This window comes from Streptomyces bambusae (assembly GCF_019400985.1).
Lineage (GTDB): Bacteria > Actinomycetota > Actinomycetes > Streptomycetales > Streptomycetaceae > Streptomyces > Streptomyces bambusae_A.
Genome location: NZ_WTFF01000023.1, coordinates 1 through 18,342 on the forward strand (window position 1 = coordinate 1; position 18,342 = coordinate 18,342).

Consider the following 18,342-nt stretch of genomic DNA (forward strand, 5'->3'; position numbering starts at 1 on the left):
CGCCTTCAACTTCCTCCTGACCTCCTTCGCCTCCTGGCTGGAGCGGAAGCTGCGGCGGTCGAAGAAGGGCACCGGCACCGTCCTCGGTGTCGAGGAGGTGGACGACCTCGCGGCCGGCCCGCACCCCCACGGCCCGGCGACCCCGGGTGCCGCGGGGACCGTCCCGGGAGCCGCACGCCCGGGCGAGGAGGCCTTATCCGGCCTTTAGTTCCCCTCAGGCGCCCGGTTGCTGCGGCGGGGCGCGCGCTGCGTCGCGGGGACCGGCGGCGGGCACGGGATCGACGTGGCCGGCCTCGCCCGCTGGGCCGAGGCGCTGGCCCGGCGGGTCGAGCAGGGCGAGCCGATCGACGCGGCCCGCGAGGCACCCCGGCTGTCGGAGGAACGACGGCCTTAGGCTCCGGCGGGGCCGGCCGGCTGGAGGAGGTCCCAGCGGTTGCCGTAGAGGTCTTCGAAGACGGCGACCGAGCCGTACGGTTCGTGGCGCGGCTCCTCCAGGAAGTGGACGCCCTCCGCCGTCATCCGGGTGTGGTCGCGGGCGAAGTCGTCGGTGTACAGGAAGAAGCCGACCCGGCCGCCGGTCTGGTCCCCGACGCGGGCCCGCTGGGCGTCGTCCTTGGCACGGGCCAGCAGCAGCGCCGACTCCCGCGCGCCCGGCGGGCGGACCACGACCCACCGTGAGTTGTCGGGACGCGGGGTGTCCTCGACCAGGTCGAAGCCGAGGGCGCGGGTGTAGAAGTCGACGGCCTCGTCGTAGTCGGCGACGACCAGGGCCGTGAGGGCGATGTGGGATGACATGCCCTCATTGTGGCCCCAGCAGCACGACGTCCAGGGCGCGGGGGCCGTGTACGCCCTCCACCCGGTCGAGTTCGATGTCGCTGGTCGCCGACGGCCCGGAGATCCACGTCAGCGGGCGGGTGGGGACGAGGAGCGGCAGCGCCTGCGGTACGGAGTCCACGACCTGGTCGGGCACCCGTACGACGCACACGTGGTGGTCCGGGACGAGGGTGATGCGGCGGCGGCCCTGGTCCGGCGAACCGTCCAGGACGATGCTGCCCGTCTCGGCGACGGCGAGGGCGCAGCCGGTGACCACGCTGTCCGCCCGGTCCAGGTCCGCCGACGTGTCGGAGGCCCGGTCGGGGACGCGGACAAGCGAGTCGTCCGCCGCCGCGAGCCACCACGGCGGCAGGCCGGGCGGTACGAGGACCCGCCGCGCTCCGCGTCGCTCGCCGAGCAGCCGCGCCAGCAGCGGCGGGAGCCCGCCGGGACCGGTGCGGTGGACGCGGGCCCGGTACTCGGCCAGGTGCGCGGCCAGCAGGTCCACCCGTTCGGCCGGGGTGCGCCGGGCGTGCGCGTGCAGGTAGTCGCGCGGGATCTCCAGGTCCGGCCCCGGCTCGGGCACCGCCCGGCGGATCCGGGCGAGGATGCGGTCCTTGCTGCTCATTTCGGCCCGTCGTCCCCCTTCCTGTCCTTGCTTCCTGTCCTTGTTGCCGTCCCCCGTTCCCGTGCCCACCAGTCGCGAAACGGCTCCGGCGGTGGTTCCGGCAGCTCGCGGGCGTCGGTCCAGGCCCGGCCGGGGCCGGGGAGGCGGTGGGGGCGGATGCCCAGGCGGCGGGCCCTGGCCAGCAGGCGCTCGCCCGCGCGCAGCGCGTCCGGCCGGTCCAGCAGCAGGCGGGCCGCGCGCATCGCGGCGCGTTCGGCGGCGTGGCCGCGGGCGGGGCGGATCCGTACCCGGACGCCCCGGCGGGTCACCGGGCCGCCCTGGACGACCCGTTCGCGCAGGTGGACGAGGACTTCGGGGATGTCGATGGCCACCGGGCAGACGTCGTAGCAGGCTCCGCACAGCGTGGAGGCGTACGGGAGGGAGGCGTCGATCGGGCTGCCGGTGCCGCGCAGCTGGGGGCTGAGGACGGCGCCGATCGGACCGGGGTAGACCGAGCCGTACGCGTGCCCGCCGGCGCGTTCGTAGACGGGGCAGACGTTCAGGCAGGCGGAGCAGCGGATGCAGCGCAGCGCCTGGCGGCCCACCTCGTCGGCGAGGATGTCGGTGCGGCCGTTGTCGAGCAGGACCAGGTGGAAGGCGGACGGGCCGTCACCGTCCGCCCCTTTCGACGGCCCCAGCCCGGTCCACAGGGTGGTGTACGGGTTCATCCGCTCGGCGGTCGAGGAGCGGGGCAGCGTCTGGAGGAAGATCTCCAGGTCGCGGAAGGTGGGCACGACCTTCTCGATGCCGACGACCGAGATCAGGGTCTCGGGGAGGGTGAGGCACATCCGGCCGTTACCCTCCGATTCGAGGACGACCATGGTGCCGGTCTCGGCGACCATGAAGTTGGCGCCGGAGATGCCGACCTTGGCGCGCAGGAACTTCTCGCGCAGGTGCAGCCGGGCCGCCTCGGCCAGCTCGGCGGGACTGTCGCCGAGCCCCTCGGGCGCGGGCCGGCCCCAACGCCCCATCTCGGCACGGAAGATGTCGCGGATCTCGCCGCGGTTGCGGTGGATGGCGGGGACCAGGATGTGCGAGGGCCGGTCGTGGCCGAGCTGGACGATGAGCTCGGCGAGGTCGGTCTCGTACGCGGTGACGCCGGCGGCCTCCAGGGCTTCGTTGAGGCCGATCTCCTGGGTGGCCATCGACTTGACCTTGACCACCTCACGCTCGCCCGTGGCCAGCACCAGCTCGGTGACGATGCGGTTGGCCTCGGCGGCGTCGGCCGCCCAGTGGACGGTGCCGCCCGCCGCCGTGACGGATTCCTCCAACTGGAGCAGGTACCGGTCCAGGTGACGCAGCGTCCGGTCCTTGACCGCCTTGCCCGCCGCACGCAGCCGGTCCCAGTCCGCCAGCTCGGCGACGGCCCGGGCACGCTTGTCGCGGATGGTGTGGGTGGCGTACCGGAGGTTGGCGCGCAGGGCGGCGTCCCGTACGGCCTCCCGGGCCGCCTCGGGGAACGCCGGGAACCGCGCCGGATCGGGATCCGGAAAGGCCGGCATGCCCAGGTATGTGCCGGGGCCCGTCTCTCTGCCGGTCATCGCGGTGCGTCCTCCTCCGTGGCGGCCAGGATCTCGGCGATGTGCAGGGTGCGCAGCGGGTCGTCCCGGCGGCGCAGCATGCCGCCGAGGTGGGCGAGACAAGAGTTGTCGGCGCCGCACAGCACCTCGGCGCCCGAGGCGCGGGCGCTGCGCAGCTTGTCGGCGCCCATCGCGGCCGACACGTCGGGGTTCTTCACGGCGAAGGTCCCGCCGAACCCGCAGCATTCCTCCGCCCCCGGCAGCTCGACGAGCTCCAGCCCCTTCACGGCGGCGAGCAGCCGGCGCGGACGGTCGCCCAGGCCCAGGGAGCGCAGGCCGTGACAGGACGGGTGGTAGGTGACGACGTGCGGGAAGTACGCCCCCACATCGGTCACGCCGAGGACGTCCACCAGGAACTCGGTGAGCTCGTACACGCGCGGCGCGAGCCCGTCCGCCAGCTCGGCCAACGCGCTCCCCCGCCCCTCCGCGGCGGCCCGGCGCCCCATGCGCGGGTAGTGCTCCCGGACCATGGCCGCGCAGGACCCGGACGGGGTGACCACGTACGGGTGGCCCTCGAAGGCCGCGGCCGTGCGCCGCAGCAGCGGTTCGGCCTCGTGCCGGTAGCCGGTGTTGTACTGGGGCTGGCCGCAGCAGGTCTGCCCGGCCGGGAAGTCCACGGCGACCCCGAGGCGCTCCAGCAGCCGCACCACGGCGACGCCGGTCGCGGGGTACAGGGCGTCGTTGACGCAGGTGACGAACAGGGCCACACGCATGACGGGCAGAATAGCGGCGTGAAGAAGTTCTCAGTGATCGGCATAGGCGCAGGCGACCCGGACCATCTGACCCTCCAGGCGGTCAAGGCGATCGGCGCGGCGGACGCGTTCCTCATCCTGGAGAAGGGCGAGGAGAAGGCGGACCTGACCGGGCTGCGGCGCGCCATGCTGGACGCGCACGCCCGCCCCGGCCACCGGCTGGTGGAGGGCCGCGACCCGGACCGCGACCGGACCCCCGCCGACTACACACCGACCGTCGACGGCTGGCGCAGTGCCCGGTCCGAGATCTTCGAGCGGTTCATCGCCGAGGACCTGGCGGACGGCGAGACAGGGGCGTTCCTGGTGTGGGGCGACCCCTCGCTGTACGACTCCACGCTCGCGATCCTCGACGAGGTGCACGACCGCGGCCGGGTGGCCTTCGAGCATGAGGTGGTGCCGGGCATCAGCAGCATCTCGGCGCTGCTGGCCCGGCACCGCACCAACCTGAACCGGGTGGGCCGCCCGGTCCAGATCACCACCGGCCGCCGGCTGGCCGAGGGCTGGCCGCAGGACGTGGACGACGTGGTGGTGATGCTGGACGCCCGGCACGCCTTCACCCGGTACCTGGACCAGGACCTCTACATCTACTGGGGCGCGTACGTCGGCACGCCCGACGAGATCCTGGTCCAGGGCAAGCTGGCCGAGGTCTCCGGGCGCATCGAGGAGCTGCGCACCGAGGCCCGGGCCCGCAAGGGCTGGATCATGGACACGTACCTGCTCCGGCGGGCCTGACCGGAGGGGACCGTCGGCCCTCCCGGCCTGTCCCGGACGCCCCCCGACCTCGCCCCTCCCGGCCCGTACCGGTCGCCCCTCCCGGCCTGTCCCGGTCGCCCCTCCCGGCCCGTCCCGGGCGGCCGCCCGGATCAGCCCAGGTACGCCGGAAGGACCTCGGCCAGCCGCTCGTACTCCTCGGCGCGGTTGTAGACCTGCCCGCAGACCCGGATGCCGCCCCCGCCCGCCGACGGCCACACCAGGACCCGGATCCGGTGCCGCGCCGCGATCTCCTCGCGCAGGGCGCGCGCGGCCTGCGGGTCCGGGGCGGTGCCGGGCGGCAGCCGCAGGGACCGCATGGCGAGCCCGGGCGTGTACGGCAGCGGGGCCAGGCCGGGTACGTCGGCCAGCAGGGCGGCGCCGTACGCCGCGAACGCGCTGTTGTGGGCCCGCACCTTGGCCGCGTCGAGGCGGTCGAGGAGGTCCAGGCCCTCGGGCGCGGCCAGCCAGCCGGTGTAGTCGGCGGTGGCGCGGTTCTCCACCGACCGCGGGAAGCCGTGGTGGTCCTCCCAGGAGGGGACCAGGGGGCGGATGCGCGCCCGGTAGGGCTCGGCGACGGCGAGGACGGCCGTGCCGGAGGGGGCGTAGCCCCATTTGTGGAGGTTCCCGAACCAGAAGTCCGCCCGCCCGGCCAGCGGGTCGGCCAGCATGCCGGGCGCGTGGGCGCCGTCGACCACGGTGGTGATCCCCCGCTCGGCGAGGTCGGCGAGCAGCCGGGGCGAGGCGATGACGCGGGCGGTCGGGGAGCTGATGTGGTCGAGCACGGCCGCCTTGGTCCGGGGCGTGACACCGGCGAGGACCGCCTCGCGTACGGCGTCCTCGTCGGGCAGGTCCAGGCCGACGGCCACGGTGGTGAGCCGGGCGCGGCGGGCGGCGGCCGCGACGACCGTGCCGTATCCGTGGTCGGTGACCAGGATCTCGTCGTCCTCGGCCAGGCCGAGGGCGTCGAGGGCGAGGTTGGCGGCTTCCGTGGCGTTGGAGACGAAGCCGATGCCGGCCGGGTCGGCGCCGAGGTGCGCGGCCACGCGGGTCCGGGCGGCCTCGATCCGCTCCGGGGCCCCGATGAAGAAGGTGTCGGGGTCGGCGTGGGCCTCGGCGAGAAGGGCGGCCTGGGCCTCCTGGACCGGGATCGGTACGGCGCCGAACGAGCCGTGGTTGAGGTGGGCGATGCGCGGGTCCAGGCGGAACAGGGCCCGCCCTCCGGGGAACTCGGCGGGCGCTACGGGCGTGGTCACGGAACCTCCGGGTGCGGCGGGGCGGGAAATCGGCCTTCGGGGCCTTTCGGCCGGATCATCTCCCGCGACCGGCCCCGCCCGGAACCCCGATATCCGGCCCGGCCGACCGGAGGCCATCCAGCGGCCGCCGGGCGGTCCACGCCTGTTGGCATACATTCGTTGGCCATCGTCCGTCGGCCCACGCTCGTCGGCCCACGCTCGTTGGCCCACGCCGGTAGGCCCACGCTCGTTGGCCACTATCCGTCGGCCCACACCCGTTGGCCACCACCTGCCGGCCCACACCCGTTGGCCACCGCCCGTAGGCCCGCTCCTGTTTGGCCACTGCCCGTAGGCCCACGCCGGTTGGCCATCATCCGTCGGCCCACACCCGTTGGCCACCACCTGCCGGCCCACGCCCGTTGGCCACCACCTGCCGGCCCACGCCCGTTGGCCATCATCCGTCGGCCCACACCCGTTGGCCACCACCTGCCGGCCCACGCCCGTTGGCCATCATCCGTCGGCCCACACCCGTTGGCCACCGCCCGTCGGCCCACACCTGATGGCCACCACCCGTAGGCCCACGCCCGTTGACCACCACCCGTAGGCCCCACACCCGTTGACCACCGTCCAGCGGCCCACGCCTGCGAAGTCACCGTCCGCTGGTCACCGCGTAGTACTGGAGGTCCTGTACCTGTGCCCTCTGCTGCACCCGGTACGGCAGCTCCGCACTCGCCCCGCTCCGGCCGTCCCGCACGACCGTGGCCGAGCTGGTGCCGGTGCGCAGCGGCAGCAGCCGCGCGTGGACGCCGGCCGGGGCCTCGTACGAGGAGGTGGCGGAGCCGACGGTCGTACGGACGGCGGCGGGCGAGGCGAGGAAGCTGAGTACCTCCACCGTGTCGCGGGCGGCGGCGCTGCCCTTGCGCAGGGACATCAGCAGGTGCTGGTCGCCGCTCGGCGCGGTGGCGGCGAACTGGGTGCGCGAGGTGACGTAGAGGGTGTCCCGGACGATCCGCGGCCAGTCGCCGGTCTTGAACCGGGTCAGGTAGTACGAGCTGAGGTCGAGGTAGGCGTGGCCGTTGTGCAGGGACGGTGCGAACTGGCTGCCCTCGGAGTAGTCGTTCCAGGTGGTCAGCTGTACCCAGTCGGCGCCGTCCTCGATGGCCCGGTGCCATGTGGCGCGCAGGGTCGCGGTGTTGCCCGCCTCGTCGTAGACGCCCTGGTTGGGCCGGGCGTCCTGGACGGAGACCGGCTGCATCCAGATCTTGCCCATGGCGTGGGCCCGCTGGACGTCCCGGGCGGAGCCCTCCTGGCCGACGTAGCTGCGGCTGCCCCATTCGGAGAAGCCGTAGCTGATCGGGGCGAACTCGCCGTTGTGGGCGCCGAAGTCGAGGAAGAGCGGGACGAAGGCGGTGCCGATGCCGTGCCGGGTGCGGAGGGTGTCGAGGACCTTCGCCCACCAGGCGGCGTTCTTCTGCTCCGCCTTGAACGGGGAGACGACGAGCCGGCCGTCGGCGAGCCGGTGCGCGGCCGGCTGCTTGCCGAGGGCAGCGAGCGCGTCGGCGAGGACGCCGGGGTCGTCGGTGTCCAGCGAGGTCATGTCCGGCATCAGCATGACCTTGAACTGCGGGTCGACCGAACGGGCCGCCTCCATCAGCTGGTTGGACCGCTCCCAGTTCTTCCCGGACAGCGACAGCAGGTCGAGCGTGAAGCCGTCGAGGCCGGCGGCGCGGGCGGTGGCCACCTCCTGCCGGAGGTTGGCGAGCTCCCAGTCGCCGCCCTTCGGGGCGACGGGCAGCGGGCGGTCGCGCAGCAGGCCGCCGTACGCCTTGTGCTTGCCGTTCTCCCCGTTCGGCTCCAGGTAGTTGCGGGCGTAGTAGTCGTCGGCGGCGGCCGCGTTGTCCAGGGAGAGCGGGTACGGGGTGAAGTAGTGGGCGAACACCAGCTTCCGGCCGGAGGAGCGCAGGGTGGCAGGGTCGGGCAGGTCGAACGGGAGTGCACCGGCGCGGTGTTGCTCTGCTCCGGCTCCGCCGCCGCTGCCCGTTCCGCCGTCGCCCGCGCCGTCCGGCCCGGGGCTCGCGCCGTGTCCGATGCCGGGGTCCTGTCCCGAACCGCCGGGCGTGGCGCTGCCGGTGGGGCTGGCGAGGCCGGTGGGCCAGGGGCCGCCGACCGCGGGCGCGGCTGCGGTGCCCGGCCGGTCCCCGGCGGCGAAGGGGTCCCAGGCGATCCCGGTGGCGGCGCACACGCCGACCAGGAGGAAGGCGGACAGGGCGAGGGCCAGCAGCGACCTGCGCCCTCGTCCGCGTCCGCGTCCGCGTAATCCGGTACGGCGCCGGTGCGAACCGGGCCTTCTGCGCCGCTGTTCGCTCATCGTCGTCGCCTCCAGGGGAATATGCCCGAGTTTCCGGACTGCACAGCAGTAGAGCGGATTCCCGGGGAGCGGACAACCGTTCTCCACCGGCTACCACTTGGAGGTGCCCCGGACTGGGACCCGGACCGCGGCACGTACGTCACACGCACCACGGCACCTACGCCGACTGCTGCGGATGTCCTGGTCGGAGCCTGCCGAATCCGCGCCACCGCTGGCCTTCCACCGCATCTGGCGCATAATCGCTCGTGCGGCTCGAAACCACCCTCCGGCCGCAAACAGGCGTCATGCCAGGTCAGCTCAGGTCAGGTCAGGTCAGGTCAGGTCAGGTCACGTATGCATGGGGGGCATCGTGCCGATGAGGGAACAAGGGGCCGCGGACACGCGGGCCCCCTTACTGCCGGCGACGTCCGCCGAGTTGTCGCGGCTGTTGACGGCCGTGCGGCGGGGCCGGGTCCTGACGGTGACCGGGCTCGTCCGGGAGCCGCGGAGCCTGCTCGTCCGCGAGATCGCGCGGCGGATCCAGTCCAACTTCTACGACGGGGTGGTCCTGGTCTGCCTCGACCGCCCCTCGGGCGTGCGCGAACTGGTCGACGGGCTGGACGGCGTACCCGGCAGGGCCTTCCCGCCGTCCGGTACGGACCGTGCCGCGTCCTGGCTGGCGGAACGGGACATGCTGCTCGTCCTCGACGGCTGCGAACAGCTCGATCCGGCCGCGCTCGGCTGGCTGCGCAAGCTGCTGGCCGTGGCCCCCGGGGTGCGGATCCTCGCCGCCGGGCGCACCGCGCTGGCGCTGGAGCAGGAGCGCGTGCACCGGCTCTGACGACCGGCCTGACGGCCTGACGAATGCGCGGATGCGCGGATGCGCGGATGCGCGGATGCGGCGACCGTCCGGACACCCGGCCGCCCCGCCCGGACACACGACCGCCCCGGCCGGGCGGAAGCCGGCCGGGGCGGGGGCGCGTACCGTCGGATCAGGCGAGGTTCGCCAGAGCCTGGTTGAAGGTCGCGGACGGGCGCATGACGGCCGCGGCCTTGGCCGGGTCGGGCTGGTAGTAGCCGCCGATGTCGGCCGGCTTGCCCTGGACGGCGATCAGCTCGTCGACGATCGTCCGCTCCTGCTCGGTCAGGGTCTTCGCGAGCGGCGCGAAGGCCGTGGCCAGCTCGGCGTCGTCGGTCTGCTTGGCCAGCTCCTGCGCCCAGTACATGGCGAGGTAGAAGTGGCTGCCGCGGTTGTCGATGCCGCCGACGCGACGGGTCGGCGACTTGTCCTCGTTGAGGAAGGTGCCGGTGGCGCGGTCGAGGGTGTCGGCCAGTACCTGGGCGCGGGCGTTGCCCGTGGTGGTGGCGAGGTGCTCGAAGCTGGCGGCGAGGGCGAAGAACTCACCCAGGCTGTCCCAGCGCAGGTAGTTCTCCTTGACCAGCTGCTGGACGTGCTTGGGGGCGGAGCCGCCCGCGCCCGTCTCGAAGAGGCCGCCGCCCGCCATCAGCGGGACGACCGACAGCATCTTGGCGCTGGTGCCCAGCTCCAGGATCGGGAAGAGGTCGGTCAGGTAGTCGCGCAGCACGTTGCCGGTGACCGAGATGGTGTCCTCGCCGCGGCGGATGCGCTCCAGGGAGAACTTGGTGGCCTCGACCGGGGACAGGATCTTGATCTCCAGGCCCTCGGTGTCGTGCTGCGGCAGGTACTGCTTGACCTTGGCGATGATCTGGGCGTCGTGGCCGCGGTTCTCGTCCAGCCAGAAGACGGCCGGGACGCCGGTGGCGCGGGCGCGGGTGACGGCGAGCTTGACCCAGTCCTGGATCGGCAGGTCCTTGGTCTGGCAGCCGCGGAAGATGTCGCCGGCGGCGACCTCCTGCTCCAGGACCGTGTTGCCGGCGGCGTCGACGAGGCGGACGGTGCCGGCCGCGGCGATCTCGAAGGTCTTGTCGTGGGAGCCGTACTCCTCGGCCTTCTGCGCCATGAGGCCGACGTTCGGGACGGAGCCCATGGTGGCCGGGTCGAAGGCGCCGTGGGCGCGGCAGTCCTCGATGACGGCCTGGTAGACGCCGGAGTAGGAGCTGTCCGGGAGGACGGCGAGGGTGTCGGCCTCCTGGCCGTCCGGGCCCCACATGTGGCCGGAGGTGCGGATCATGGCCGGCATCGAGGCGTCGACGATGACGTCGGACGGCACGTGCAGGTTGGTGATGCCCTTGTCGGAGTCGACCATGGCGAGGGCCGGGCCCTCGGCGATCTCGGCGTCGAAGGACGCCTTGATCTCGTCGCCGAGGCCGTGCGGGATGGTCTCCAGGCCCTTGAGGATGGTGCCGAGGCCGTCGTTCGGGGACAGGCCGGCGCCGGCGAGCACCTCGCCGTACTTGGCGAAGGTCTGCGGGAAGAAGGCGCGTACGACGTGGCCGAAGATGATCGGGTCGGAGACCTTCATCATGGTGGCCTTGAGGTGCACGGAGAACAGCACGCCCTCGGCCTTGGCGCGGGCGACCTGCGCGGCGAGGAAGGTGTTCAGGGCGCCGACGCGCAGCACGGCGGCGTCGACGACCTCGCCGGCGATGACCTTCAGCGGCGAGCGCAGCTCGGTGACGGTGCCGTCGGTGGCGACGTGCTCGAAGCGGAGGGTGGTGTCCTCGGCGATGACGGCGGACTTCTCGGTGGTGGCGAAGTCGTCCTCACCCATGGTCGCCACGTTGGTCTTGGACTCGGGGGACCAGGCGCCCATGCGGTGCGGGTGGTTCTTGGCGTAGTTCTTCACCGAGGCGGGGGCGCGGCGGTCGGAGTTGCCCTCGCGGAGGACCGGGTTGACGGCCGAGCCCTTGATCTTGTCGTAGCGGGCGCGGATCTCGCGCTCCTCGTCGGTCTTCGGGTCGTCCGGGTAGTCCGGCAGCGCGTAGTCCTGGCCCTGGAGCTCGGCGACGGCGGCCTTGAGCTGCGGGATGGACGCCGAGACGTTCGGCAGCTTGATGATGTTGGCGCTGGGCGTCTTGGCCAGCTCGCCGAGCTCGGCGAGGGCGTCATCGATACGCTGCCCGGCCTCCAGGTACTCCGGGAAGCTGGCGATGATGCGGCCGGCCAGCGAGATGTCCCGGGTCTCCACTCGGACGCCGGCCGTCGAGGCGTACGCCTGGACCACGGGCAGGAACGAGTAGGTCGCCAGGGCCGGGGCCTCGTCAGTGTGCGTATAGATGATGGTCGAGTCAGTCACCGGGTGCTCCGCTCCACTCTCCACGTCTGCAACATTGCTCGACATCAAGATATCTCGTGTTCGCCACTGCTCCGACAGTCCCCCGGCCGCGGCTTCGGCGGGTTCTACGAGAGACATCTCTCACTCGCCGGGCCTCGCACGGCCCGCCGACGACGGAGCGCCGCCGCCGACGGGTGTCGGCGGCGGCGCTCGCGGTCCGGTTCCCGGCTCTGGCGGGCTGCTCGGCTCAGGCGGCCGGGGCGTACTTCGGGTTGTGGCCCCACCGGTTGGGGTTGGCCGAGCCCTCGGTCGCGGCGAAGACGATCAGGACGATGGCGCCGACGAGCGGGATCAGGCCGATCAGCAGCCACCAGGCGGAGCGGTCCGTGTCGTGCAGGCGGCGGACGGAGACGGCCAGCGCGGGAACGAGGATGGCCAGGACGTACAGGCCGGTGAGCAGGCCGCTGGTGCCCAGGACGGCGTCCAGGGTCCCCAGCACGGCGGTGATGATGATGTTGAACAGGGTGAACAGCCAGTACTCCTGGCGGCGCGCGCGGCCGCTGAAGACGGCGTAGTTCCTCAGGACGTAGAGGTAGTCGTGCACAAGTCCCCCCAAATGGACGGTTCGCCGGCCCGTCCATGCGGAGCAAGCCGGGGCAGAACTTATGCCCGACCCAACTCGCGGTCAAGGCTGTTCCAGCGCATCCGGAAGGGCGATTTTCCACGGTCTTTCAGCAGAAACGAGCATCACTGCACCGCCCGTGGAGGATCAGTCCTCCCCCGTGGAGGACCAGTCCTCCGCCCGTAGCGGATCACTCCGCCGCCCGCGCGCCCCCGGTCGGACGCCGCTCCGCGCAGCGCCGGCACCACCGGCACACCAGCCTCAGGACGCACACCAGGGTGAGCACCCAGGCGCCGGCGAAGGCCCAGATCAGCGTCGGCGACGAGCGGGACACGGCCGGCACGAACAGCACGAGCGCCGCCAGACCCGCCAGCCAGGCGGCGACGGCGAGCACGTGCTCGCGGACCGTGGCGACCGGTCCCGTCCAGGGCCGCACCCCCCGCCGCATGGTGGTCAGCCGGCGCGCGAGGAGTGCGTCCGACGCCAGCGTCCGCTCGATCTCTCCCAGGATCTTCTGCTCGTGCTCCGACAGTCCGCGGCCGTCCATGGTCACCCACTCCTCACCCGCTCCCTCACACGGCGGCGGTGGCCGCGACGAGGGTGTCCACCACGTCGCGCAGCGACCCTCGCCGCCGGTACGCCGAGCGCTGCCGGGCGGCTCCGCTGCCCTGTGCCCGCAGCCGCTTCAGCAGGTCGTTCACGAGGTCCAGGTCGCCCGCGGCCTCCAGCCCGGGCGCGGTCCGCTCGACCAGCCGGTCCACCAGCTGCCCCGCCGGCAGCTCCCGGCCGGTGACGGGGTCCAGGCCGGTGCCGTCCATCCCGTGGGCGGCGGCGTACCGGTGCGCCGAGCGCAGCAGGCGCTCCGTCACCTCCGGTGGCGGCAGCTCCCGTTCGACGTCGTCGAGCAGGGTGGCGGTGAGCCCGCGCACCAGGGCGGCCAGCAACACCACCGTGTCCAGGTCGGCGTTGGCGTCGGCGACGCGGACCTCCAGTGTGGGCACGTGCTCGGAGGGGCGGGCGTACCAGTAGATCATCCGACGGTCGAGCAGGATCCGTTCGCTGACGAGCGCGCTGACGAAGGGTTCGTACTCGTGTTCGCGCAAGAGCGGTGTCGGTCCGACCGTCGGCCAGCGGGAGAACTCCACGGACCGCCAGCTGTCGAACCCAGTGTCGCTTCCCAGCCAGTAGGGCGAGTTGCCGGTGAGCGACTGGAGCACGGGCAGCCAGGGGCGCATGTGGCCCGCGAGGGCGAGGGCCTCGTGCCGCTCCAGGGTTCCGATGTGCACGTGCGTGCCGCACACCAGGCCGTCGTAGGTGCCGACGATCGCGGCGAACCGGGTCGCCATCCGGCGGTAGCGCTCGCAGTCGGTGACGGTGAGCGGCTTGGCCGGCGGCACCACGGGGGTGCCGGTGGCGACGATCCGGCAGCCGGCCTGCTCCGCAGCGTCCCCGACGACGGACCGCAGGAGGGCCAGCTCGCCGCGCAGCGCGCCGAGGTCGGCCGCGGGGCGGGTGCAGACCTCCACCTGGGAGGTGTAGAACTCCGTCTGCACCTGCTCGCCGAGCTGCTCGGCCGCGGCGGCGATGACCTCGGGCGCCCGGGGGGAGGGGGATCTGCTCGCGCCGTCGACCAGCAGGAACTCTTCCTCCACGCCCATGGTCAAGACTCTCATCGTGCCTCCTCACCCCCGTGCGCCGCGTGTACCCCCCTGAGGAGGTCCGAAGCACCGGAGGCGGGCCGAGATGCGGGGCCTTCATTCATTTGATCAGGGTGTGCCGTAGCGCCCAGAGCGGGATCGCGATCCAGCACAGGGCGAACCAGATCGCCATCATCACCACCAGCCACAGCGCCGTGCTGTCCGGCAGGACCATGCGGAGGATCAGCAGCATGGTCGAGGCCATGGTGCAGAACAGGAGCACCAGGCCGACGATGGTCAGTCGCGAGGCCCAGATTACCGCCTCGGGCTTCAGCCTGCGCCCGAAGACCAGCCGGTGGAAGGAGACCGGTCCGACCAGCACGCCCGTGGTGGCCGCGCCGAGGACGACGGTGACGACGTAGATGGTCCGGTCGGTGGCACCGAGCTCGGTGAAGCGGGGCTGGAAGACCACGGTCAGCAGGAAGGCGAAGAGGATCTGCACGCCCGTCTGGGTCACGCGCAGCTCCTGGAGCAGCTCGGCCCAGTGGCGGTCCGCCCGCTCGGCCGCCGACTCGTGGCGCTCGGGGTCGCCCGTCCCGGAGTCGCCCGTTCCGCGGTCGCCCGTCCCGGGGTCGCCCGTCCCGGGGTGACTCGTCTCCCGCTCGTACGTCCCGGGCTTGCTCGTCTCCCGCTCGTACGTCCCGGGCTTGCTCGTCTCCCGCTCGTACGTCCCGGGCTTGCTCGTCTCTCGCTCGGACATGCAAGGCGTGTGCCCGCCCCGCCCTCCGCTACGCATCTTCGCCCGCCGACGGGGTAGCCGCCGGGCGGAGCCCCGTCCCGGCGGACCTGAGGAGGCGTCGCCATGCGCTCGTACTGGATCGACAGCGCCCGCGCCCCGGCCCGACCCGCCCTGGAGGACGGTCTCACCGCCGACGTGGTCGTCGTCGGCGCCGGCATCGCGGGGCTGTGCACGGCCCGGGAGCTCCTGCGGGCCGGCCGCGAGGTGGTGGTCCTGGAGGCCGACAAGGTCGGCGGCGGGGTCACCGGCCACACCACCGGCAAGCTGACCTCCCTGCACGGGCTGTGCTACGCCCGCCTGGCCCGCAGGCACGGCGCCGACGCCGCCGCCCTGTACGCGGAGTCCCAGGAGGACGCGCTGCGGCATGTCCTGGTCATGTGCCGGGAGGCGGGCATCGACGCGGAGGCGGAGCGGCTGCCCGCGTTCACCTATCTGACGGACGAAGGCCGCACCGGGGAGCTGCTCGAGGAGGCGGAGGCGGCCGCCGCGGCCGGGCTGGACGCCCGGTACGTGACGGAGACCGGGCTGCCGTTCCCGGTGGCGGGGGCGGTGCGGGTGGAGGACCAGCTGCAGTTCCATCCGCGCCGGTTCCTGATCGGCCTCGCGGCGGACGTGGCCGCCCACGGCGGCGCCGTGTACGAGCACACGCGGGTCCGGGGCCTGCGGGAACGGGCCGACTGCCGGCTGGAGCTGGCGGGCGGCGTGACCGTGCACGCCAAGGACGTGGTGCTGGCCACGCACTATCCGCTGGTGTGCCACTCGATGCTGATGGCCAGGCTGACCGTACGCCGGGAGCTGGTCGTGGCCGCTCCGGTGGACGCGGCGGACGCGCCCGAGGGCATGTACCTGACCCCCGAGGAGAACACGCGCTCGGTGCGGAGCGCGCCGTACGGGGAGGGGCGCCGGCTGGTGATCGTGACCGGCGAGGCGTTCGAGCCGGGCGCGGCCGGCAGCGCGGAGCGCCTGGCGCGGCTGGAGGACTGGGCGCACCGGCACCTGCCGGGCTTCCCGAGCGGGCCCGCGCCCTACCGGTGGTCGGCGCAGGACGTCTTCTCGAACGACCACCTGCCGTACATCGGCCATGAGCACCCCGACACCGAGCACGTCTTCGTCGCGACCGGCTTCGGCGGGTGGGGCATGAGCAACGGCGTGCTCGCGGGGCGGCTGCTGGCCGCGCACGTCGCGGGCGGCCCGCGCCCGCCGTGGACCGAGCTGTACGAGCCCCGGCGCCACCTGCCGCTGCGCGAGGTGGCGTCGATCGCGCGGGCCCAGTCCGCCGTCGCCCGCCACTACGTGGCCGGCTTCGGCCCGGCGCCGCGCTGTACGCACATGGGCTGCGAGCTGGGCTTCAACGATGCCGAGGAGACCTGGGAGTGTCCGTGCCACGGCTCCCGGTTCGCCGCCGACGGCCGGGTCCTGCAGGGGCCGGCCACCGATCCGCTGGATGTGAAGGATACGAGGGAGCTGCCATGACCTCCGTGACCATGACGACGCCGGCCGCCAGGACCAGCGGCTCCGTGCCCCCGGCCGATCCCGCGCCCCAGCCGCGCGAGCCGTACCCGGTCCCGCACGACCCGCAGCCGCCGGACCCCGACCGCGAGCCCGAGCCGGCCCCGGACCGCAGCCCGGGCGAACCCGAGCCCGCCCCGGACCGCGACCCGGGCGAGCCCCCGCGGGTCCCGGAGCCGCCCGACTGAGGCTCCGGCCGACGCCTCGGGCTCCGACTGGACTGCACTGGACTGCGTCAGGCGGCCTGCCGGGTGTGCAGCTGCCGGTCGAACTCCTCCACCAGGGCCCCGCAGAACGCGTCCAGGTCGGCCGGCTTCCGGCTGGTGATCAGCGTGGCCGGTGCCGCCCGGCAGACGCACACCTTCTTGTCGACCCACGTGCCGCCCGCGTTGCGGATGTCGGTCGCCAGGCTCGGCCAGGACGTCAGCGTGCGACCGCGGACCACGTCCGCCTCGACCAGCGTCCACGGCGCGTGGCAGATGGCCGCCACCGGCCGGGCCATGCCGAAGAAGTGCCGGGCGAAGGCCACGGCCCGCTCGTCCCTGCGCAGCGCGTCCGGGTTGGCCAGGCCGCCCGGCAGGACCAGGGCCCCGAAGTCCTCGGCCGGGGTATCGGCGGCCACGTCGTCCACGGGGAAGGTGTCCCCCCGGTCCAGGTGGTGGAAGGCCTGCACCCGTCCCGCCTTGGTCGACACCAGCCGCGGCTCCCAGCCGGCGTCCAGCACGGCCTTCCAGGGTTGTTCGAGCTCTACCTGTTCGACGCCTTGCGGCGCCATCAGAAACGCCACGCGCATGGCCGGTCACACCCTTCCGTGCCCGTCGGGTCCGCATCCGTCACGCGGGCGCCTGCCCTGACCCCCTTGCCCCAAACCGTGACAATTCCGTAGGCATGCGGATGTTTAGATCGGGGTAGTCGTGGGCCCATGACGGACGCGCGGTTCGAGCTGCTCGGCGTACACCTGGACTCGGAGAGTTTCGACAGGCTGTCGGTCCCCTTGGACGACCCGGCCCATGTCCCCTTCGCGCTGCCCGAGGGAGCCTCGTTCACCGTGAGTCTCGAGTTCCGGCTGACCAGCCCGGTGGACGGGCTCGTCTACGTGGACTCCCGCACGATCGACGAGTGCACGCTGCCCGCGGAGACGACCCCGCTGGGCAGCTTCCGGGCGGGCGGGCCGTACGAGGTGGTGCTGCCCCCCGAGAAGCTGCCCTCCGGCCGGCACGCCCGCGGCACCTACACCGTGACGGGCACCTTCCTGGACGGCGACGGGCGCACCCTCACCCAGGAGACCCACCGCTTCCGCGTCGCCCACCAGGACCGGCACGTCTCCCGCTCGTTCACGCGCGACGCCGCCGGCACCCCGACGGGAGCGACGGCAGGCGACGGTCCGTAAGGCCTGCGAGGCCCGGCGGCGGCGCGCCGGTCAGCCCGAAGCAGTGATGACGGTCAGTCCAGCGCCGCGAGCACCGCGTCGGCCATGGCCTGCTCGCCCCGGGCGTTCGGGTGCACGGGCATCGTCGGCTGGTGCGGCAGGATGCCCTCGATCCAGCGCTGCGAGGGGCTCTGGCAGATGTCGTGCCCGAGGGTGGGCGTGTGGGTGTCGACGTACGTCGCGCCGTTCGCCTCGGCCCGCTCGGCGATCACTCCGTTGAGGTACTTCACCACGTCGCGCAGGTAGGCCGCGTCGGACACGGTGACGGGCTGCCGGAAGAGGCAGTCCCACGCGTTCTCGGGCAGGATCGACGGGTACCCCGTGATGACGATCTTCGCTTCCGGCGAGCGCCGGCGGATCTCCTGGAGCGCCGCGGCGATCCGCGGGCCGGCCTCGTCGGCGCGCTCGTGGAGCGTGTTGCCGTAGGAGGAGCGGCAGGGCGACCCGACGGGGTGGACGGCGGCGAGGGCCACGCAGCGGACGACGATGTCGCCGAGGCCCAGGTCGCTGGTGCCGAGGTCGTTGCCGCCGAGGGTGATCGTGACCAGCCGGGTCCGGCTGGTCAGGGCGTCGAGCTGCGGTGCGTTGACCTGCCCGATCACCGGGTAGCGGTGCGGCTCGGTCAGGTGCTTGAGCTTGGCCGCGCCGCAGGTGACGTCGCGGGTGACGGCGGGGGCGAGCCGGGCGGCGACGAGGCTGGCGTAGTTGCGGTCGGAGCGGAAGCACAGCCCGGCGGACTGCCCGGGGATGCCGGCCCCGGCGGCGTACGAGTCCCCGAGCGCGACGTACTCCCCGTACCGCGCCCCGGACCCCGGACCCGGCCCCGCACCGGTGGCGGCCGAGGCCGGGGTGATGCAGGCCCCGGCCAACGCGGCGACCGTACCCGCGACGAGTCCGGTGCGGCGGCGGGTGGCGGTGCGTGCGGCGGTACGTCGGGAACGGGGCACGGTCGGCTCCTCGCGTGGGCGTGGGGGGTGGCGCGCATTGATCGCCACAGCAGCATGG

General features: G+C 73.3%; 19 protein-coding genes and 1 pseudogene. 7 read left to right on the forward strand and 13 right to left on the reverse strand.

What is annotated here, in order from left to right; genetic code table 11:
- A pseudogene (locus tag GPJ59_RS37165) lies at window positions 1-208 on the forward strand (hypothetical protein); the annotation flags it as partial.
- A gap of 18 nt (window positions 209-226) precedes the next feature.
- On the forward strand, window positions 227-394 hold the full coding sequence (locus GPJ59_RS06060) for a hypothetical protein (protein WP_219665353.1): 168 nt from the start codon (window positions 227-229) through the stop codon (window positions 392-394).
- On the opposite strand, the gene GPJ59_RS06065 is transcribed toward GPJ59_RS06060, so the two are convergent.
- Genes GPJ59_RS06065 through GPJ59_RS06080 form a run of 4 tightly spaced genes read right to left on the reverse strand, consistent with a single transcriptional unit; the run spans window position 391 to window position 3,773 of the window.
- A complete protein-coding gene (locus GPJ59_RS06065) occupies window positions 391-795 on the reverse strand; it encodes a VOC family protein (protein ID WP_219665354.1) in 405 nt (134 codons plus the stop codon). The genes GPJ59_RS06060 and GPJ59_RS06065 overlap by 4 nt on opposite strands.
- A 4-nt stretch (window positions 796-799) precedes the next feature.
- Complete coding sequence (locus GPJ59_RS06070) at window positions 800-1,441, reverse strand: LutC/YkgG family protein (RefSeq protein ID WP_219665355.1); 642 nt, start codon at window positions 1,439-1,441, stop codon at window positions 800-802.
- Window positions 1,438-3,021, reverse strand: a complete 1,584-nt coding sequence (locus GPJ59_RS06075) for a lactate utilization protein B (RefSeq protein ID WP_219665357.1) — start codon at window positions 3,019-3,021, stop codon at window positions 1,438-1,440. The genes GPJ59_RS06070 and GPJ59_RS06075 overlap by 4 nt, the downstream gene beginning before the upstream one ends.
- Window positions 3,018-3,773 (reverse strand): (Fe-S)-binding protein, encoded by a 756-nt coding sequence (locus tag GPJ59_RS06080; protein WP_219665358.1) that lies wholly within the window; start codon window positions 3,771-3,773, stop codon window positions 3,018-3,020. The genes GPJ59_RS06075 and GPJ59_RS06080 overlap by 4 nt, the downstream gene beginning before the upstream one ends.
- 18 nt (window positions 3,774-3,791) lie before the next feature.
- Between GPJ59_RS06080 and cobF the strand changes: the two genes are divergently transcribed.
- Entirely contained in the window at window positions 3,792-4,544 is a 753-nt protein-coding gene (cobF, locus tag GPJ59_RS06085) for a precorrin-6A synthase (deacetylating) (RefSeq protein WP_219665359.1), read from the forward strand.
- Between the two features lie 131 nt (window positions 4,545-4,675).
- On the opposite strand, the gene GPJ59_RS06090 is transcribed toward cobF, so the two are convergent.
- Both GPJ59_RS06090 and GPJ59_RS06095 read right to left on the reverse strand, forming a co-directional pair.
- Window positions 4,676-5,818 carry an aminotransferase class V-fold PLP-dependent enzyme gene (locus tag GPJ59_RS06090; RefSeq protein ID WP_308120164.1) on the reverse strand — a complete coding sequence of 381 codons (1,143 nt, stop codon included), beginning with the start codon at window positions 5,816-5,818 and terminating at the stop codon, window positions 4,676-4,678.
- A 628-nt stretch (window positions 5,819-6,446) separates the two neighbouring features.
- The gene (locus GPJ59_RS06095) at window positions 6,447-8,165 is read right to left on the reverse strand and encodes a glycoside hydrolase family 71 protein (RefSeq protein WP_219665360.1); all 1,719 of its coding nucleotides are present in this window, start codon (window positions 8,163-8,165) and stop codon (window positions 6,447-6,449) included.
- A gap of 460 nt (window positions 8,166-8,625) precedes the next feature.
- Between GPJ59_RS06095 and GPJ59_RS06100 the strand changes: the two genes are divergently transcribed.
- The gene (locus tag GPJ59_RS06100; RefSeq protein WP_219665361.1) at window positions 8,626-8,985 is read left to right on the forward strand and encodes a hypothetical protein; all 360 of its coding nucleotides are present in this window, start codon (window positions 8,626-8,628) and stop codon (window positions 8,983-8,985) included.
- Between the two features lie 151 nt (window positions 8,986-9,136).
- Here GPJ59_RS06100 and GPJ59_RS06105 read toward each other — a convergent pair whose 3' ends face one another.
- The 5 genes from GPJ59_RS06105 to GPJ59_RS06125 all read right to left on the reverse strand — a co-directional run bounded on the left by GPJ59_RS06105 (window position 9,137) and on the right by GPJ59_RS06125 (window position 14,360).
- Window positions 9,137-11,362 (reverse strand): NADP-dependent isocitrate dehydrogenase, encoded by a 2,226-nt coding sequence (locus GPJ59_RS06105; RefSeq protein WP_219665362.1) that lies wholly within the window; start codon window positions 11,360-11,362, stop codon window positions 9,137-9,139.
- A 226-nt stretch (window positions 11,363-11,588) separates the two neighbouring features.
- Window positions 11,589-11,945 (reverse strand): DUF805 domain-containing protein, encoded by a 357-nt coding sequence (locus GPJ59_RS06110; protein ID WP_219665363.1) that lies wholly within the window; start codon window positions 11,943-11,945, stop codon window positions 11,589-11,591.
- A gap of 208 nt (window positions 11,946-12,153) precedes the next feature.
- Window positions 12,154-12,510, reverse strand: a complete 357-nt coding sequence (locus tag GPJ59_RS06115) for a DUF3040 domain-containing protein (RefSeq protein WP_219665365.1) — start codon at window positions 12,508-12,510, stop codon at window positions 12,154-12,156.
- Between the two features lie 25 nt (window positions 12,511-12,535).
- Window positions 12,536-13,636, reverse strand: coding sequence for a carboxylate-amine ligase (locus tag GPJ59_RS06120; protein WP_219665366.1), 1,101 nt, complete (start codon window positions 13,634-13,636; stop codon window positions 12,536-12,538).
- 85 nt (window positions 13,637-13,721) lie between these two features.
- Window positions 13,722-14,360: a DUF6328 family protein gene (locus tag GPJ59_RS06125; RefSeq protein ID WP_219665367.1), complete on the reverse strand. Its 639-nt coding sequence runs from the start codon at window positions 14,358-14,360 to the stop codon at window positions 13,722-13,724.
- A 102-nt stretch (window positions 14,361-14,462) separates the two neighbouring features.
- Between GPJ59_RS06125 and GPJ59_RS06130 the strand changes: the two genes are divergently transcribed.
- Both GPJ59_RS06130 and GPJ59_RS06135 read left to right on the forward strand, forming a co-directional pair.
- Window positions 14,463-15,872 carry an FAD-dependent oxidoreductase gene (locus GPJ59_RS06130; RefSeq protein ID WP_219665368.1) on the forward strand — a complete coding sequence of 470 codons (1,410 nt, stop codon included), beginning with the start codon at window positions 14,463-14,465 and terminating at the stop codon, window positions 15,870-15,872.
- The gene (locus tag GPJ59_RS06135) at window positions 15,869-16,096 is read left to right on the forward strand and encodes a hypothetical protein (RefSeq protein ID WP_258023947.1); all 228 of its coding nucleotides are present in this window, start codon (window positions 15,869-15,871) and stop codon (window positions 16,094-16,096) included. Before GPJ59_RS06130 ends, GPJ59_RS06135 begins: the two co-directional genes overlap by 4 nt.
- A 47-nt stretch (window positions 16,097-16,143) precedes the next feature.
- Here the strand turns inward: GPJ59_RS06135 and GPJ59_RS06140 are convergent, their stop codons facing one another.
- Window positions 16,144-16,701 carry a type 1 glutamine amidotransferase domain-containing protein gene (locus GPJ59_RS06140; protein ID WP_219665369.1) on the reverse strand — a complete coding sequence of 186 codons (558 nt, stop codon included), beginning with the start codon at window positions 16,699-16,701 and terminating at the stop codon, window positions 16,144-16,146.
- A 129-nt stretch (window positions 16,702-16,830) separates the two neighbouring features.
- On the opposite strand from GPJ59_RS06140, the gene GPJ59_RS06145 reads away from it, so the two are divergent.
- Entirely contained in the window at window positions 16,831-17,298 is a 468-nt protein-coding gene (locus GPJ59_RS06145) for a rho GDP-dissociation inhibitor (protein WP_219665370.1), read from the forward strand.
- Window positions 17,299-17,351: 53 nt separating this feature from the next.
- Here the strand turns inward: GPJ59_RS06145 and GPJ59_RS06150 are convergent, their stop codons facing one another.
- Window positions 17,352-18,284 (reverse strand): SGNH/GDSL hydrolase family protein, encoded by a 933-nt coding sequence (locus GPJ59_RS06150; RefSeq protein WP_219665371.1) that lies wholly within the window; start codon window positions 18,282-18,284, stop codon window positions 17,352-17,354.
- Window positions 18,285-18,342: the final 58 nt, after the last annotated feature.